This window comes from Celeribacter baekdonensis, assembly GCF_900102315.1.
GTDB lineage: Bacteria > Pseudomonadota > Alphaproteobacteria > Rhodobacterales > Rhodobacteraceae > Celeribacter > Celeribacter baekdonensis.
The window spans coordinates 76506-92431 of sequence record NZ_FNBL01000010.1 but is presented as its reverse complement, the minus strand read 5'-3'; the positions used below and the strand labels follow the sequence as shown (position 1 = coordinate 92431).

Here is a 15926-nt window from a genome sequence, read left to right as displayed (position 1 = left end):
CGGTTAACTGTTGAGAAACCATTCTACAGACAGGGCAGGGCCTATGGCGGATCAAACTCTCGCGAAGTTCGTGAACCAACGCAGAATCCTGACGCTTTTGCGTACAAGGGGAGCGTTGTCACGGGCCGAACTCTCGCGTAGCCTCGGCCTGACGCAGGCGACTATCAGCCGCCTGACATCTCAGATGATCAAGCGGGGTCACTTGCGCGAGGTCAAGGCGGCAATGCCTGGAAAGGAACGCGAACCAGGGCGTCCTGGGATTGCCTTGGAGGTCGACCCAGTCGGAGCCTATTTTGTCGGCGTCGAAATCGGTGTGTCGACACTACGCATCGTTCTGTTGGACCTTTCCGCTAATGTCGCTGAGGCGGTAGAAACAAAGTTGGCGTCGAAGCCAACCCCACAGCTCGCCGCTGATGCGATTGCGACCACAATCAAACGCTTTGCCGAAAAGGCGTCCTACCGCGGGCGTGTCGTCGGGGTGGGGGTGACTGTGCCCGGGTTGGTTACGTCCGAGGGGTTCATCGTCAACCTTCCGATCCTCGGCTGGAAGAACACGGATTTCAGATCTTATCTGATGTCCGCGACCGACCTGCCGGTGACGATCGAGAACAACGCCAATGCAGCAGCGTTCGGTGCGGTATACACGCAACCAGGCCTGGTTGCGCCCTACACCGTATTTTTGAAGCTTGGCACCGGCTGTGGCGGGGCCGCCATTGTCAATGGCCGTCTCTTGCGCGGCGTAGATGGTACCGGGCTAGAGTTGGGTCACATTCATGTCGGCGAAATGGGCGCGGTCTGCTCCTGCGGCCAGCGTGGCTGCCTCGAAACATGGGTCAATCTGGCGGCCCTGTCGCGGGCATGGACGGGCGAGGAACCTGGCCCGGTTGATCTCAATTTGCTTCCGGATGAGGTTGCAAGCGCGTGCGATCGGGGGGATGCGCGGGCGATCGGCGCAACATCTTCGATCGCCCAGCATCTCGCGACTGGCCTTGTGTCGCTCATCAATGTCTTCAATCCAGCTCAGGTCGTCCTTGGCGGCGCAATGATCCCTGTCCTGCGCCGGGCTCTGGCGGAGGTAAAGGCATCTGTTGCCACGCGCATTATTCCCGGCACACGCATGCCTGACATTCTGATCTCGCCGCTCGGCGCTTATGAATGTGCCATCGGAGCGGCCTGCATCTCGCATCACGTTTCGTTTGATATTTCGAACGTTGAGATCGGCGGCGTTTTCGAAGAGACCTATCGTGTCAGTCCCGGCACTTCCCTGACATCCAAGGCGGACATGCCTGCCCGCGAGGCAGCCTCCAACCCTTCGTCGCTGTCCTCGTAGACGTGACAGGTCTCTGGCGCAACGCCCAACCTTTCTGAAGCGGCGAGAAACAGGTCGGGAGCGGGTTTACCACGGCAGACGGTCCCAATCGCGACCACATGATCGAAAAGCGTTCGGATACCAACTCGCTCGAGAGTCATCTCGACGATGAGCTGATCACCGCACGATGCGACGGCAAGCGGCAACCGTCCAAAATGGGTGCGCGCCACGGCGACGATTTCAAAAACCGGGCGTACGCGTGAGAGGAGGTTCGGGAAGAGCGCGACATGCATCTTTCGAACTTCGGCGACATCGCATGTCACACCTTGATCATCGAAAGCTTGACGCAGGGCCTCAAAATGGGCGTGCCGCGTGACTGCGAGCGTGCCATCGCAGTCGAAATCAGGGCTTTCGCTTTGGCGGGAGGCATCAATTGACCGCGCATGAACGGCGCGGCCTCTCTCAACGGGCGTTTCTAACTAAATGTAACGAAAGAGATTTTCGAACGTTCTAGCGTCCTCACCGCTTCCCATTGACACATTACTTTCTTAAAGGAACAAATTAAAGTTGACAAATTATAAGCGATATATTTATTAACTTTACAAAAGTAATAAATAAAGACTGCCAAACTATCTCGGCCGGGGAGGACCGCAGATGGCAAGCGCAGAAACCAAAAACTCTGGGCCATCACTCCATCCGACGCCCGAAGCAAGGTTGGAGTCGCAATTTGCGGAAAGCCACTTACCCGTGGCGCCCAAGCACTCATCACCGAGGGAGGAACCCAATGACTATCACCAAACGAAACCTGCTCAAAAGCAGCATCGCAGCCTTGGCTATGGCGGCTGCCGTTCCGGCCTATGCGCAGGACAGCCCTGTCATCGCCAGCATCGTTTTCCAGGGCGACCAGTTCATGAAATCGCTACAGCAAGGTATTAAAGAAGGCGCCGAAGCTGGTGGCGCCGAGGTGCTCGAGATCAACATCGACGGCGACCAAACCAAAGAGTCACAGGCGATCGACACGTACATTGCGCGCGGTGTCGATGCGATCGTGATTGCTCCGCTTTCGACGAGCGGATCTGCGGGGGCGGTCCAACGTGCACGCGACGCCGGAATCATGGTGATTGCGTTGAACGGCGGCTTGGACGACAAGTCGATCCCGAACGCGACATTCAGCACGCCGAACATCGATCTCGGGAAAGCCACCGGCGAAGCAGCCGCCAGCTTCATTGCCGAACGCCTCGGTGGCAAGGCGAACGTCGGCATCCTCGCCTTCGACTCGCTTCTGCCCGAACAGAGCGGCCAACGCACCGGCGGGTTCGAAGAAACTGCAGCGATCGGGAACGAATTGAACGTCGTGGCCCGACAGGACGCCTGGCTGCCGGAAAAAGCTGTCACCGTAGCAACCGACATGATGACCGCGAACCCGGAAATAAACGTGATCTACGCTGCCAACGAAGGCGGCACGATCGGCGCAATGCAGGCCGTCCGCAATGCAGGCAAGGCAGGGCAGGTTTTCGTCTTCGGTATTGACGGTTCGCCGCAGCTGGCCAAAGGCCTTCTCGCTGGCGACAACGTGCTGCAGGCCGTGACCGCGCAGTCGCCGGTCGAGATGGGCCGCATGGGAGCCGAGGCAGCCCTGAAGGTGATCGCGGGCGCCTCTGTCGAGGCAGAGACTATCGTGCCGACGCTTCCCTTGAACCGGAACGATAAGGCCGGTGTGGAAGCCTTCCTCGCTTCGCTGGAATGAGCGCGGAAAAGCGACTACTCCACCGCCCGGCGAAACCGGGCGGTGCGGACTTTGCTAGGGGAGGCAAGCGTGACTGGCATTGATTTGCATTTCGAAGGGCTGACAAAACACTATGGGCCTGTCCGCGCACTGGACAATTTCACCCACAGTTTTGCTGGCGGCCAGGTGCATGCCCTGATCGGCAAGAACGGATCCGGGAAAAGCACATTCGTGCGCATGCTCTCGGGGGCGACCGCGCCGACATCCGGCAAGATCGCTGTCGGCGCGCAAGACGTGGAATTCCGGACGCCGCAGGAGGCGATGGAGGCCGGTGTCGTCACCGTCTACCAGGAACTCAGCCTGGTCCCGGGCCTTTCCGTGGCAGAAAACATATTTCTGGGCCGGTTGCCGCGACGTGCGGGGGGCTGCCTCATCGACTGGACACTGCTGAACAGGCGCGCGGGAGAACTTCTGTCGGAAATGGGGGCGTTCGACATCGACCCCCATCAGGCCGTCGAAACGCTCTCGGTTGGAAGGCAACAGGTTGTCGAGATCGTCAAGGCGTCGAGCCTTTCGCCGAAGGTCCTTTTGCTGGACGAGCCCACGTCGGCACTCGCAGCATCCGAAGTGGAGCAACTCTTTGCGCTGATCCGCCGCCTGAAAGCTAGGGGCGTCACGATCATCTACATCTCTCACCGTCTGGCCGAACTGCCGGAAATTGCCGACACAGTGACCGCGCTCAGGGACGGTACCTTTGCCGGTTCGCTGCCCATGGAAAAGGCTGGCACCACCGAAATTCTCGACATGATGTTCGGCGACATGCCGCCGCTCGAACACGCAGTTCGCAAAGTTCACGACGAAGTCCTCCTGGAGGCTAAGGGGCTGTCGATGGCGCCATGGCTGACCGATGTAAGTTTCAAACTGAAGAAGGGGGAGGTGCTTGGAATCGCCGGCATGCTCGGGGCAGGTCGCACGGAGCTATTGCACGGCATCTTCGGAGCACGAAAGTTCGATGCGGGACAACTTGTTATGGCTGGCCAGGACATCACCGACAAATCGCTCGCTGAGCGCAAAGCGTTGGGTTTGGCCTATGCCTCCGAGGACAGGAAGCATGCCGGACTGGTGCTCGATCACTCGATACATGCCAATCTTGTGACGGCGCCTTTGCGATCCATCGCGCGCCGCGGATTGACATGGGTTGGATTAGAGCGTCCACACGTCGCGCGACAAATTGGGAATCTGCACATCAAGGTCTCGGACCCGATGCTTCCAGCCTCGTCCCTTTCGGGCGGCAATCAGCAGAAAGTCGTCGTTGGCAACTGGCTGAATACCAGTCCACGTATCTTCCTTCTGGATGAGCCCGGCCGCGGTGTCGATGTACAGGCAAAGCACCAAATTTATCAGATCATCTGGGAACAGGCGAGCCGTGGCCTGTCCTCCATCGTCGTATCGACAGAGCTTGAAGATCTGGCCGAGTGCTGCGACCGGGTAATCGTCCTGCACGACGGCTCCGTCACTGCCGAATTTGTGGGCTCCGAGATCGACGCGAAGCGCCTCTACGCCGCCACAATGGCCTAACTTCAAAGAATTATTCAGGAAAAATCGGGCACATGACCAACACTTCCACGACTTTGACATCCAGGCAGCCGCACCACTACGCAGACTTCCTACGCCGCCACTCGATGCTTTTGATTCTCATGGCCTTCTACGTGTTGGTCGCACTAACCGGTCGTGGGTTCATGACGCTCGACAACCAGCTTAACATCCTGCGCACCATCGCTGTTCCGGGAATGATTGCCTTCGGTATGACACTGCTGATCATCGTGGGCGAGATCGACCTCTCGGTCGGTTCCATGGTGGCGGTTTCTGCCTGCATCACGGCATGGATGGTGAAATTTTTGTCCAGTGGTGCCTTTGAGCCTTCGGTTATCGTAGTCGTCCTCGGCATGTGCAGCGCGATCGGATTTGCAATCGTCGTTGGGCAGTTCAATGGCATACTCAGGCACCGGATCGGCGTGCCGACGTTCATCTCGTCTCTGGCTATGATGGCCACGCTTGCCGGTGTGGCAAACCTAATCACCAACGGGGTTCCGATCGAAAGCTTCCCGTCCTGGTACTACGTCATCGGGAGTGGCAGGCTCTTTCATATACCTGTTCCGGTCTATTTGCTGGCCGCCGCCTTCGCGACAACGTTCGTCATCTCCAAGTATACCGCGCTCGGCCGTGAGATTTATGCGGTAGGTGGGAATATCGAAGCAGCCAGGTTGTCAGGGATCAATGTCTGGCGCACCAAGACAATCTGTCTGATTATTACGTCCGTGTTTGCCGCTATCGGAGGCATTGTCTACTCGTCGCTGATCAACTCCGGCAACTCGACAATCGCGCGTGGCCTCGAACTGGAAGTGATTTCGGCCTGCATCATCGGCGGCGTTAGCTTGTTCGGTGGAAAGGGGTCGATTTGGGGGACCTTCGTGGGGGTTTTGTTTCTGGGCGTCCTGTTAAATGCCATGACGCTCTGGGGGTTTAACCCATATGCTCAGCAAGTTGTGAAGGGTATGCTCATTCTCGGCGCAGTCTTCGTCAACTTCGCGATAGACCGGCGGTAAACCTATGCTCTCAACCCTCGAACACTTGCGCTCAATGTCCATCGTGGTTGCCGACACAGGCGACTTGAGGGCGGTTCAACAAGCGCGGCCGCAGGACTGCACGACTAACCCATCGATTGTGCTGAAGGCGCTCCAAAGCCCTTCCATGTTGTCGCTGGTCGATTCAGCGATTGCGCGGGCCAAAACCGACGGAACCTCGATCGAGGCAATTGCCGACGACCTAACCGTGCGAGTCGGGGCAGAGTTGGCCAGCCTCGTTCCTGGAGTTGTCTCGACGGAAGTCGATGCCCGTCTCTCCTTCGATACCCCGGCAATGGTGCGAAAGGCCAAGACACTCATTGCATGCTACGCCGCTCAAGGTGTGGCCCCGGAGCGCATCCTGATCAAACTGGCGGCAACCTGGGAAGGCATTCGCGCGGCCGCGCAACTGGAAGCCGAAGGCATTCGCTGCAATCTGACGCTGTTGTTCAGCCTTGCCCAGGCCAAGGCATGTGCCGATGCCGGGGTTTTTCTGATATCTCCCTTTGTTGGACGCATCACGGATTGGCACGCTGCCAAGGAGGGGAAGGTCTTCGCGCCCGAGGAAGACCCAGGCGTGTTGTCGGTGCGTCAGATCTACCGATATTACAAGTCACATGGCATCAATACCGTGGTCATGGGCGCATCATTCCGAAACACAGGCCAAATTAGGGCTTTGGCGGGGTGCGACCGGCTGACCATCTCTCCCGAGCTGCTTTCGGAACTGGCAGCAGATCAGTCTAGCCTGCCGCGCGTTCTTGGCCCGTGCCCGGTGGAAGCGGATGCCCCCGAACCGATCTGTGAAGCGCAGTTTCGATGGCAGATAAATGCGGATGCAATGGCTTCGGAGAAGCTAGCCGAAGGCATCCGGTCATTCGACCTTGACCACCGTAAGCTACTGGAGCTGATCGGCGAGAAGCTTTCCGGCCAAGCTCGTTCTGAAGCCCGGCCATGACCTTCACCGTTCAGCTGTCGCCATGCCAATTCCAACCGACGGAAACCGTTCTGATCGGCCATCCGAATTGGACCGTGAGCGCAGTCAAATACCTGTCCGGCATTGCAGCACTGAAAGTAACGGGAGCGCAAGTCGAAGCGATCATCCTGCCCTGGCGCGGCCAGCAAGTCTGGAGCCTCGCCTTTAACGGCGCAGCCGTTGGCATGCACGGGATGACCGAGACGCCCGCAGCAGGGCAGGGGCTTCTGGACTCCTTTGGGGCATTCTTCTTCCACTGCGGGCTTTTTGGAACGTCGGCGCCCGGGCCGGGCGACAGCCACCCGCAACACGGCGAATTGCCTGTCGGCACCATGTCTCAGGCTTGGATTGAGATTGAGGAAGCCTCCCGTTCCTTGACCGTCAAGGGCAGACGGGATTATGCCAAGGCCTTCCGCGGCAGGTATCGTGCCGAGCCTTTCGTGCGGTTCTCTCCTGACGTTGCGGAGATTGTCATCGGCATCAAGGTGCAGAACCTGGGTCGCGCGCCTCTGCCGTTCATGTATATGGGGCATCCGAACTTCCGTCCCGTTGATGGCGCAGAACTTGTCTGGTCCGGAGACTATACCGCCGAGGCACTGCGACTTTATACGCCGCCGTCCTCGGCTCTGGAAGGTTCGACGCAACACGCCCTATTGCAAGCCCTCGCTTCCGATCCAATGCGCCATTCGCGGTTCGTTCCGGGGCAGGCCATCGACCCCGAGGCGGTGTTCGAGGTCGATTATCAGGCAGACGGCGACGGCTGGGCACATACGCTGCAAATCCATCCCAACGGCACGTCGGATGCAGTTTCGCACCGGCTGAAAGACTGCCCCCGCGCCCTACGCTGGATCGCACGGCAGCCCGATCTTGACGCCGTGGCCATTGTCGAACCGGCAACCTCCTGGCTTGGAGGGTTTTCAGTCGAAAGAGCGGCGGGACGTGTGCCGGAACTGACACCCGGAAGAATCTGGCGGACCGAGATGCGCATCGGCAGGCTCAACGCTGCGGAAACCAAAACCCGGCGCGACCTGATCGACCGGATTGCAGGACGACAGGAGACAGCATGACAACCCGCTGGAGTACAAACCATATGCACCGCGACTGGCTTCGGGCCGAGGCCTACGGGCTTTGGGACTTCTTCCAGAATGGATTTATCGATCCTAAAGGTGGCTTCTTCGACCTGACGCCGGAAGGGCGCGCGCTTGATCTGGGGGGTCAGGTTCACCCTATCCACATCGCTGCCCGTGCCGTGCATTGCTTCGCAATCGGCGACTTGCTCGGCCGCCCGGGTTCGCGCGCGGTGGTGGATCACGGCATGGACATGCTCTGGTCTCAACACCGCGACGGGAAGAATGGCGGCTATTTCTGGTCGATGAAAGACGGCGCGCCTGTCGATGGGACAAAGCAAGGCTATGGCCATGCCTTTGTTCTGCTAGCGGCCTCATCAGCAAAACTCGTCGGACATCCGCTGGCCGACAGGATGTTGGCCGATGCCACCGAAATCCTCCAGACGCGCTTCTGGGAGGAAGGACCGGGTGCCATCGCTGAAGAGTTCGCTCCCGACTGGCAACCCTTTGAAGGCGGCACATATCGTGGCCAGAACTCGAACATGCACCTGACCGAAGCGCTGATGGCAGCCTATGAGGCAACTGGCGAGAGCGAATACCTCCAGAAGGCAAAACGCATCGCCGAACGGATCATCGGCCATGCTGCGCGCTCAGTCGGATGGCGTGTGGCCGAACATTTCGACCGGGTTTGGTCCATTGACCGCGGCTATTATCATCCGAACGAGATGTTCCGGCCGGCCGGCACCACGCCCGGCCACTGGCTGGAATGGGCACGACTGATCCTGCAGCTTTGGGTTCTGGACGGAAAGCGCGAAACCTGGATGGTCGAGGCCGCTAAAGGCCTGTTTCGTCAAGCCATGTTACTCGGCTGGGACGCCAAGCACGGCGGGTTCTTCTACACGCTTGACTGGCAGGACAAGCCGGACAAATGCATGAAGCTCTGGTGGCCCGCCTGCGAGGCCGTCGGCGCGGCGCATTTCCTGAACGAACTTTGTCCCGCACCAGAGTGGGAGGCAGCATATCGCCAGGTCTGGGATGTGCTTTCCTCGGCCTTTGTCGATCGAGCGAATGGGGGGTGGCGCGAAGAGCTGACCGAGGACATGAAGCCATCCTTCACCATCTTCCCAGGCAAGGGCGACATCTACCACGCCCTACAAGCTTGCCTGATCCCTCTATACCCCGCGACGGGCAGCCTGACCCGCGCCATCCAGCAAACGCCCTAAGGAGCCGCCATGATTCCGCTTTCCAACCTGACACTGCCGAACTTGCCCGAGAATGTAGCGGCACCTGGATATGATCGGACCAAACTGACCCCGGGCATAGTCCACTTCGGCGTCGGCAACTTCCACCGCACCCATCTTGCGGTCTATGTCGACCGTTGTCTGGCGCGGGGCGAAACGGACTGGGCGATCATCGGCGTCGGTCTTAAGCCTGGCGGCGAAGCCAAGGCCGAAGCTTACCGCGCACAGGATGGACTATACACGGTAACGGAATATGCGTCCGACAGCGGGGTATCGTGTCGCGTCATTGGAGCGATGACGGCCTATTTGAATGCTCCGGCCGAACCCGAAGCGGTACTGGCGGCCATCGCGGCACCCGCGACGAAGATCCTGTCCTTTACGATCACCGAGGGCGGGTACAACCTGAACGAAGAAACCGGCGAATTCGAGCTTGGTACCATCACAGATCTGAGCGGCCGCCCGCAAAGCGTCTTCCGTTTCGTCGTTGAGGGTTTGAAGCGCCGCCGCAGGGCCGGGCTTGGTGGGGTCACGCTGATGTCGTGCGACAACCTTCGCAGTAATGGGACGGTGACTCGCAAGGCTTTCCTCTCCTTCGCCGAAGCTTACGATCCCGAGACTGCCGCCTGGATGGAAGAATTCTGCCGCTTCCCGAATTCCATGGTGGATCGCATTGCCCCCAAAGTTGGTTCCGCCGAGGCCGAGCGCGCCAACGCGGCCTCGGGCTTGGCAGACAAACTCCCAGCGATTGCCGAAGATTTCATCCAATGGGTGATCGAAGATGATTTCGCTGATGGGCGACCGGCATTTGAAAAAGTCGGTGTGGAATTGCGATCCGACGTTCACGCTTTCGAGGCGATCAAGGGACGAATGCTCAACGCATCGCACATGATGATGTGTTACCCCTCTGTCCTTATGGGCCATCGTGTCGTAGACCGCGCCGTCGCCGATCCCAGGATCCGCGATTTGCTTCTCGCGTTCCTAGACAGCGTTGCAATCCCGCTGATTGCACCACCCGACGGCGTCTCGCTAAAGGCATACCGGGACATGATCTTACGGCGCTTCTCGAACCCTGCTGTGGGCGACCAGGTGCTGCGCATTTGCCATGACGGCGTTTCGAAACTGCCGATTTTTCTGTCGGCAACCACCCAAGAGACCCTTGAGAAAGGGGGCGATCCGACCATTCTCGCCTATCATCTGGCTTGTTTCCGCTCCTATTTCTTCGGCATGGATGACAAAAAGGAGATGTTTGAGGTTATCGAGCCGAAATTGACGGTTCAGGACGAAGCAGTGGTAAGAGATGGCACCCCCCTAGATTTTCTTGGCATTACGCCGTTCGCGTCTCTGACTCTACAAAAGAACGACGAATTCGTAACGGCATTCCAAAAAGCATGCCATGTCATAGAAAATCGGGGAGCTGGCAGTGCATTCGCGGAGCTGGTGGCTCCACTGGTGTACTGAGTCTGAATTGTTCTCGCAGTAATTCAGCTGATCAGATTGGCGTTTAGAGAGTGTCGCCAAGAGTATTTTCAGCTTGGCTCAAAAACAACTAAGGGTCGACTAAATTTACATAAATAAATTTTATCAGTATCAATTCGCCAACAGGGGGCACATTCTAAACTGGGTTGCGAAATTTCCCCTATCTTGCTGGAAAGCAAGGAGAATGAAGGATGGCACATACAGAGCTGAACCTGCGTGAACGGCGCAAGCTGGTCAAGTGGCTTTAAGCCAAAATGCTGATCCACGAGATTGTGCAGAGACTCGCTCTCGGCTGCGGGGATCGTCGCAGAAAGTTTGCCTTTCTCCTCGACCTTCGCGAAGACATCCAAGGATCTCTTAAATACTGCTGGAGCCCGGAGCGGATAGCAGGACAAACGTGTTTGGTGAAGGCGGTGGCAAGAGCATGACCTACCCGATGACACAGCAGGGGCGAGCCGGAGAAGCACTCGCCCTGTCGGGGATTTCATCCTTCATCGGTGCCTTCTTCGCCACCTGCGGACTCGTCCTGCTTGCTCCGCAACTCGTGAAGATCGCTCTGTTGTTCGGACCTGCGGAATATTTCGTGCTCTATGTGATGGCTTTCGCAACGCTCGGAGGCATCTCTGCTGGCAATCAGGCCAAGTCGGTCTTTGCAGCCACCATCGGCCTTGCGATTGCTATGGTCCACACACACGGCGCAAACCGGGTGGAGCCCTATGGAGATCGCATCAAAGTCGGCGGCACCAACGCCAATGCGCTGTTTACGGTTGATCGGGTTGCGCCAGCAATGGCCTTGATGGACGGCGACAACGGGCTCGGGCCTGCAGTCGGCATGCACGCGCTCAAGACAGCGATGGAAATGGCAGAAGAAACCGGCATGGCGGGAGTGTTCGTGCGCGGCTCCAACCATTTTGGTCCTATCGCGCCCTACGCTTATATTGCAGCGCAAGAGGGGTTCGCGTCGTTCATTTGCTCCAATGCGACCACAACAATTGCACCGACCGGCGGCAAGGAAGCGCGCCTTGGCAACAACCCTCTCGGATTTGGGTTTCCTACGCCAGGAGCTGACCCTGTTATCCTTGACATGGCTATGTCAGTCGCCGCGCGGGCCAAAATTCGAAACGCGGCTGCCGCGAAGGAACCGATTCCAGAAGGATGGGCAACTGACGCCGAGGGTCGCCCCACAACCGATCCAAATACGGCTCTTCAAGGTTTTTTGCTACCTATGGGAGGCTACAAGGGGTACGGCCTCTCACTCTGCGTCGATTTGCTGGCAGGAGTACTTTCAAACGCAGCCTATCTGACTCACGTTAGCAGCTGGGTCGATGCGCCCGATGCCGCTCAAAACTTGGGACATTCCTTCATCCTGATCGACACAAAAAAAATGATGCCTGCTCAGGACCTCAAGTCACGCATGACCGATTTTGAGAAGATCCTGCATGAAACGCCTGCGTCCGACCCACAGGTTCCTGTCATGCTGCCGGGTGAGCGCGAGATGAGGTACCTGAAGAACGCCATCTCAGACGGAATTTATCTTCCCGCCAGCTTGGTTGAGAAGCTCAGGCTGGCCACGTAAAAGGTCGAATAGGGTCTGGAAATGGCGAAATTCAGACTCCATTGCCTCACAGTTAATCCAGACTGGACTCCTCGCTTGTCGAGGCAGAGGCTGCTTTGCCTCGGCGTTACTTTAGAAACACTTGGCCACAGCGTCGCTTGAGCCGGGAAATACCCACTGACCTGCCCATCAGAAGCGGTCGACAAAAACTAACTCCCTGTGGACGACTGACTGGCGGTACCGGCATTGCCGGTGCCGCCCTTTTCCGAAAGAACGATTGAACGGCCCAGAATGTTTGCGAGACGGATCATCCCGTGACCTGCGTATCGGCAGGCATCCCATTCTGGCAATCTCGCGCCGCTCCAAGATGTTTTCTCCGCACCTCCGAATGTAATATATCGCGTGGTGATATTTCGCGCATCGTGTCCGTCTCACGGACATGAACTTGCGGGACCGTGTAGCACTCCTTTGTGCAAGGGCGGTCCAAGGCTCATCAGCAAAGGAGTCGGTGTCAGTATTCCGAAGGCAGAAGCGGGGTCAGCACCCGCCGCGTTTGTGCAGGATCGGAGGGTTCGGGCGAGCCATATTGAACCGCGCCGGGTTTGCCGGAGGCTGATTTCGGTTAGTTACGCGGCCATGGGTTCAGTTTCCAGAGCTGCATAGAAGTTGGCCTCAGCTTCTGCGGGCGGGATGTTTCCGATCGGCTCGAGAAGGCGACGGTTGTTGAACCAGTCGACCCATTCAAGGGTTGCGTATTCGACGGCCTCGAAGCTGCGCCAAGGACCGCGGCGGTGGATGACCTCCGCCTTGAACATGCCGTTGATCGTCTCGGCCAGGGGATTGTCATAGCTGTCGCCGACGCTTCCGACCGAGGGTTCGATTCCTGCTTCTACCAGCCGTTCGGTGTATTTGATGGACAGGTATTGGGCGGATTCAACCGGTCGTCGCCGACAGCTTGCGGGGCAGGGGCACAGACAATCCGTAGGCTTCTATCAGTGCGCCGTAGCCTGCCAGAGTGGCGGTCTACGGAGGACGACGTTCCTGAAAAATGGTCATCGGGCCCGAAAAATGTACCTGTTGGTCGGATGGCATGAAACCCGTTTCCTCGGCGTGAATTTTTGTTGGAGAGGCAGACCTCCATGAAATTTGTACCTAACACATGAAAATTGAGTTTGGACGGGTAAGTTTCGTGAAAAATGATTTTTCCAACCATGGAGCCGGTCAAATTGCGTGCAAATCAAGCATCCGCTTAAAAAATGTCAGAAAACAAGATATTTATCTGACACGTAGCTTGAGCCCGAGACGCTTGAACGGGATGCGGCCGTGCCGAAGGAATGGGAGGCCGCGCTCGATCGGCAGGAGGACTTCATTGAGGAGCGCCGGTGAGATCGTCAGGTTGTCGCACCCGGCAAGCGCCTTGATCTGATCGGTGTTTCTGAAGGACGCGCCCATCACGACGGTCGAGATACCGTTTGACTTGTAATAGTCGTAGATCGCACGTACCGAACGAACACCGGGGTCTTGTTCGGCGAGATATCCGTCATATCCCTCGGATTTCTTGTACCAGTCGGTGATCCGGCCGACGAAGAGCGAGATAAGGAAGGTGCCCGCGTCCGAACTGGCGGCAGCTTGCACCATCGAGAACAGAAGTGTCAGGTTGCAGTCTACGCTCTCGCCCTGAAGTATTTGTGTCGCACGGATGCCTTCTCAGGTCGAAGCAAGTTTGATCAGTATGCGATCTTTCCCGACGCCGCGTTTGGTTATAATCGGCTGTGATCTCACGAGCCCGTGCGACCGAGGCGGTGGTGTCGAACGAAAGCCGCGCGTCGACGGCGCCGGTGTCAGCGACGACCACGGTCATCTCTCTCAATTGATTCAAGACGCTTGTTATTGCTGTACCTCATTCTCTTTTTGTCCGCGAACGAGCTCGATTGCGCGGGTCACAATCGCCTCTTCCGATATTCCGAAATGCCCGTAGAGCTGATCGGCTGGTCCTGACGCCCCGAAACCATCCATCCCGATAACGTCCGCTTCGCTTGCAACATAGCGGGTCCAACCGAACTTTGCGGCGGCCTCAATGGCGATACGTGGCGCGCTGCCAAGGACTTCGTCTCGATAGGATTCTGATTGGGTGTCGAACAATTCCCAGCAAGGCATAGAAACCACCACAACCGACATGCCCTGTTTATCCAATCTCTCCGCGGCATTGACCGCCATCTCTACCTCGGTCCCCGTCGCAATCAATGTGAGGTCGCGTCCGGCGCCGAACCTGCGCAGGACATAGGCCCCTTTTGCGGACAAGTTCTCGTCGCCCGGTTCATCGCGCAATTGCGGCACCCCCTGTCGAGACAGGGCAAGGAGCGACGGCGATGTTCGCGAACGCAGTGCGATATCCCAACATTCAAGCGTTTCGACCGTGTCTGCCGGGCGGAAGACATTCAGACCGGGAATGGCACGCAGCGAGGCCAGATGTTCGATGGGCTGGTGGGTCGGGCCGTCCTCGCCCAAACCAATGCTGTCGTGTGTCATGACATAGATCGTTCCGACTTGCATCAGTGCAGAGAGACGAATTGCGCTGCGGGCATAGTCTGAGAACACAAGGAAGGTGCCCCCATAGGGGATAAGTCCGCCATGAACGCTCATCCCGTTCATGGCGGCCGCCATTCCGAATTCTCGAACACCGTAACCCACGTAGTTGCCGCCATGCGCGCGGGTGAACTGGTCATCAACTGCCTCGACCCTGGTGAGGTTCGACCCGGTAAGATCGGCGGAGCCGCCGATAAGTTCAGGAACGACGGGAGCCAGAGACGCCAAAGCCATTTGGCTGCCTTTCCGGGTGGCGACCTTTTTCGGTTCGGAAAAAAGTGCATCGCGAGCCGTTTTCAGAGCCGCATTATAGTCCTCGGGCAACAGGCGCTGATGGCGCCGTTCGAACTCGGCCCGCGCTGGCGCTTGGGATAGTCTCAATTCCCAGGCTTCCCTTTCGCCGCGCCCGCGAGCGCCAATCTGACGCCACTCTGAGGCCAGCGCATCGGGAATTTCGAACGGGGCTGTCGTCCAGCCGAGTGCGTCCTTTGCAGCCTGAGCTTCCGCGGCACCAAGTGGCGCGCCGTGAACGTCATGCGTACCGGCCTTGTTCGGTGCGCCAAAGCCGATCACGGTTTTCAGAGCAATAAGCGATGGTTGGGCCATATTCGCCTTCGCGGCGCTCAACGCCATATCGACTTCGTCCGGATCGTGGCCGTCACAGGATTGAACATGCCAACCACAAGCTGCGAGGCGCGCCTGAATGTCGTCGGAAAATGAAACAGAAGTTGGCCCGTCGATGGTGATCTTGTTGTCGTCATAGAGAACAATCAGCTTTCCAAGCCCAAGATGCCCGGCAAGGCTGATTGCCTCCTGGCCAATGCCTTCCTGAAGACAGCCGTCCCCAAGAAAGACGTAGGTGCGATGGTCCACCAGATCATCGCCGAATTGCGCCGCCAGTCTCCGTTCGGCCATGGCCATGCCGACCGCCATGGCCAGGCCTTGCCCCAGCGGTCCCGTTGTGGTCTCGATCCCTTTGGCGTGCCCGTATTCGGGATGTCCCGCAGTCTTGTAGCCCAACTGCCGGAAATTCCGGATCTGTTCCATCGTCATGTCTTGATACCCGGTCAGATGGAGCAAAGAATAAAGCATCATCGATGCGTGACCGTTGGACAGCACAAACCGGTCACGATCCGGCCAGTCCGGGGCTGACGCGTCGAATTTCAGATGCCTGCGGAACAGAACTGTTGCGGCATCGGCCATGCCCATGGGCGCCCCGGGATGACCGGAATTCGCGGTTTCCACTGCATCGATCGTCAATGCACGAATACAGTTGGCGAGCGCGCGGTTCAGGCTGGAGGGGTCGTTCTCGGACATGCTGTTTTCCTGACTTAATTATTGCCGTCCGGCGCTGTCGGTCAGTCCGAAC

The 15926-nt window shown here is 58.1% G+C and carries 13 protein-coding genes and 2 pseudogenes; 11 read left to right on the top strand and 4 right to left on the bottom strand.

What is annotated here, in order from left to right; all coding sequences use genetic code 11:
* Positions 1 to 43 precede the first annotated feature (43 nt).
* Positions 44 to 1330 (top strand): ROK family transcriptional regulator, encoded by a 1287-nt coding sequence (locus BLT54_RS15725; protein WP_074646249.1) that lies wholly within the window; start codon positions 44 to 46, stop codon positions 1328 to 1330.
* Here BLT54_RS15725 and BLT54_RS22840 read toward each other — a convergent pair.
* On the bottom strand, positions 1240 to 1470 hold the full coding sequence (locus BLT54_RS22840) for an HAD-IA family hydrolase (RefSeq protein WP_245708030.1): 231 nt from the start codon (positions 1468 to 1470) through the stop codon (positions 1240 to 1242). The genes BLT54_RS15725 and BLT54_RS22840 overlap by 91 nt on opposite strands.
* On the opposite strand from BLT54_RS22840, the gene BLT54_RS22835 reads away from it, so the two are divergent.
* The 10 genes and pseudogenes from BLT54_RS22835 to BLT54_RS15680 all read left to right on the top strand — a co-directional run.
* Positions 1429 to 1572 (top strand): hypothetical protein, encoded by a 144-nt coding sequence (locus BLT54_RS22835; protein WP_245708031.1) that lies wholly within the window; start codon positions 1429 to 1431, stop codon positions 1570 to 1572. The genes BLT54_RS22840 and BLT54_RS22835 overlap by 42 nt on opposite strands.
* A 24-nt stretch (positions 1573 to 1596) precedes the next feature.
* The gene (locus BLT54_RS22620) at positions 1597 to 1746 is read left to right on the top strand and encodes a hypothetical protein (RefSeq protein ID WP_176832897.1); all 150 of its coding nucleotides are present in this window, start codon (positions 1597 to 1599) and stop codon (positions 1744 to 1746) included.
* A gap of 347 nt (positions 1747 to 2093) precedes the next feature.
* Positions 2094 to 3056 carry a substrate-binding domain-containing protein gene (locus BLT54_RS15715; RefSeq protein ID WP_074646247.1) on the top strand — a complete coding sequence of 321 codons (963 nt, stop codon included), beginning with the start codon at positions 2094 to 2096 and terminating at the stop codon, positions 3054 to 3056.
* A gap of 69 nt (positions 3057 to 3125) precedes the next feature.
* Positions 3126 to 4613 carry a sugar ABC transporter ATP-binding protein gene (locus tag BLT54_RS15710; protein WP_218129398.1) on the top strand — a complete coding sequence of 496 codons (1488 nt, stop codon included), beginning with the start codon at positions 3126 to 3128 and terminating at the stop codon, positions 4611 to 4613.
* A 32-nt stretch (positions 4614 to 4645) separates the two neighbouring features.
* Positions 4646 to 5641, top strand: coding sequence for an ABC transporter permease (locus BLT54_RS15705; RefSeq protein ID WP_074646245.1), 996 nt, complete (start codon positions 4646 to 4648; stop codon positions 5639 to 5641).
* A gap of 4 nt (positions 5642 to 5645) precedes the next feature.
* Complete coding sequence (gene tal, locus BLT54_RS15700) at positions 5646 to 6614, top strand: transaldolase (RefSeq protein ID WP_074646244.1); 969 nt, start codon at positions 5646 to 5648, stop codon at positions 6612 to 6614.
* Positions 6611 to 7699, top strand: a complete 1089-nt coding sequence (locus BLT54_RS15695; protein WP_074646243.1) for a DUF4432 family protein — start codon at positions 6611 to 6613, stop codon at positions 7697 to 7699. The genes tal and BLT54_RS15695 overlap by 4 nt, the downstream gene beginning before the upstream one ends.
* Positions 7696 to 8922 (top strand): AGE family epimerase/isomerase, encoded by a 1227-nt coding sequence (locus BLT54_RS15690; protein WP_074646242.1) that lies wholly within the window; start codon positions 7696 to 7698, stop codon positions 8920 to 8922. The genes BLT54_RS15695 and BLT54_RS15690 overlap by 4 nt, the downstream gene beginning before the upstream one ends.
* A 9-nt stretch (positions 8923 to 8931) precedes the next feature.
* The gene (locus tag BLT54_RS15685) at positions 8932 to 10398 is read left to right on the top strand and encodes a mannitol dehydrogenase family protein (RefSeq protein WP_083351857.1); all 1467 of its coding nucleotides are present in this window, start codon (positions 8932 to 8934) and stop codon (positions 10396 to 10398) included.
* Between the two features lie 448 nt (positions 10399 to 10846).
* Positions 10847 to 11992, top strand: a pseudogene (locus tag BLT54_RS15680) (Ldh family oxidoreductase); the annotation flags it as partial.
* A gap of 605 nt (positions 11993 to 12597) precedes the next feature.
* Here BLT54_RS15680 and BLT54_RS15675 read toward each other — a convergent pair.
* The 3 genes and pseudogenes from BLT54_RS15675 to tkt all read right to left on the bottom strand — a co-directional run.
* Positions 12598 to 12900: pseudogene (locus tag BLT54_RS15675) on the bottom strand (integrase core domain-containing protein); the annotation flags it as partial.
* A 346-nt stretch (positions 12901 to 13246) separates the two neighbouring features.
* Entirely contained in the window at positions 13247 to 13618 is a 372-nt protein-coding gene (locus tag BLT54_RS23030) for a transaldolase family protein (RefSeq protein WP_281241899.1), read from the bottom strand.
* A 240-nt stretch (positions 13619 to 13858) separates the two neighbouring features.
* Entirely contained in the window at positions 13859 to 15874 is a 2016-nt protein-coding gene (gene tkt, locus BLT54_RS15665; protein ID WP_074646240.1) for a transketolase, read from the bottom strand.
* Between the last annotated feature and the right edge of the window lie 52 nt (positions 15875 to 15926).

Coding starts and splice junctions, on each gene's coding strand:
- BLT54_RS15725 (WP_074646249.1), top strand. CDS start 44: ATGGCGGATCAAACTCTCGCGAAGTTCGTGAACCAACGCAGAATCCTG.
- BLT54_RS22835 (WP_245708031.1), top strand. CDS start 1,429: ATGATCGAAAAGCGTTCGGATACCAACTCGCTCGAGAGTCATCTCGAC.
- BLT54_RS22840 (WP_245708030.1), bottom strand. CDS start 1,470: ATGACTCTCGAGCGAGTTGGTATCCGAACGCTTTTCGATCATGTGGTC.
- BLT54_RS22620 (WP_176832897.1), top strand. CDS start 1,597: ATGCATCTTTCGAACTTCGGCGACATCGCATGTCACACCTTGATCATC.
- BLT54_RS15715 (WP_074646247.1), top strand. CDS start 2,094: ATGACTATCACCAAACGAAACCTGCTCAAAAGCAGCATCGCAGCCTTG.
- BLT54_RS15705 (WP_074646245.1), top strand. CDS start 4,646: ATGACCAACACTTCCACGACTTTGACATCCAGGCAGCCGCACCACTAC.
- tal (WP_074646244.1), top strand. CDS start 5,646: ATGCTCTCAACCCTCGAACACTTGCGCTCAATGTCCATCGTGGTTGCC.
- BLT54_RS15695 (WP_074646243.1), top strand. CDS start 6,611: ATGACCTTCACCGTTCAGCTGTCGCCATGCCAATTCCAACCGACGGAA.
- BLT54_RS15690 (WP_074646242.1), top strand. CDS start 7,696: ATGACAACCCGCTGGAGTACAAACCATATGCACCGCGACTGGCTTCGG.
- BLT54_RS15685 (WP_083351857.1), top strand. CDS start 8,932: ATGATTCCGCTTTCCAACCTGACACTGCCGAACTTGCCCGAGAATGTA.
- tkt (WP_074646240.1), bottom strand. CDS start 15,874: ATGTCCGAGAACGACCCCTCCAGCCTGAACCGCGCGCTCGCCAACTGT.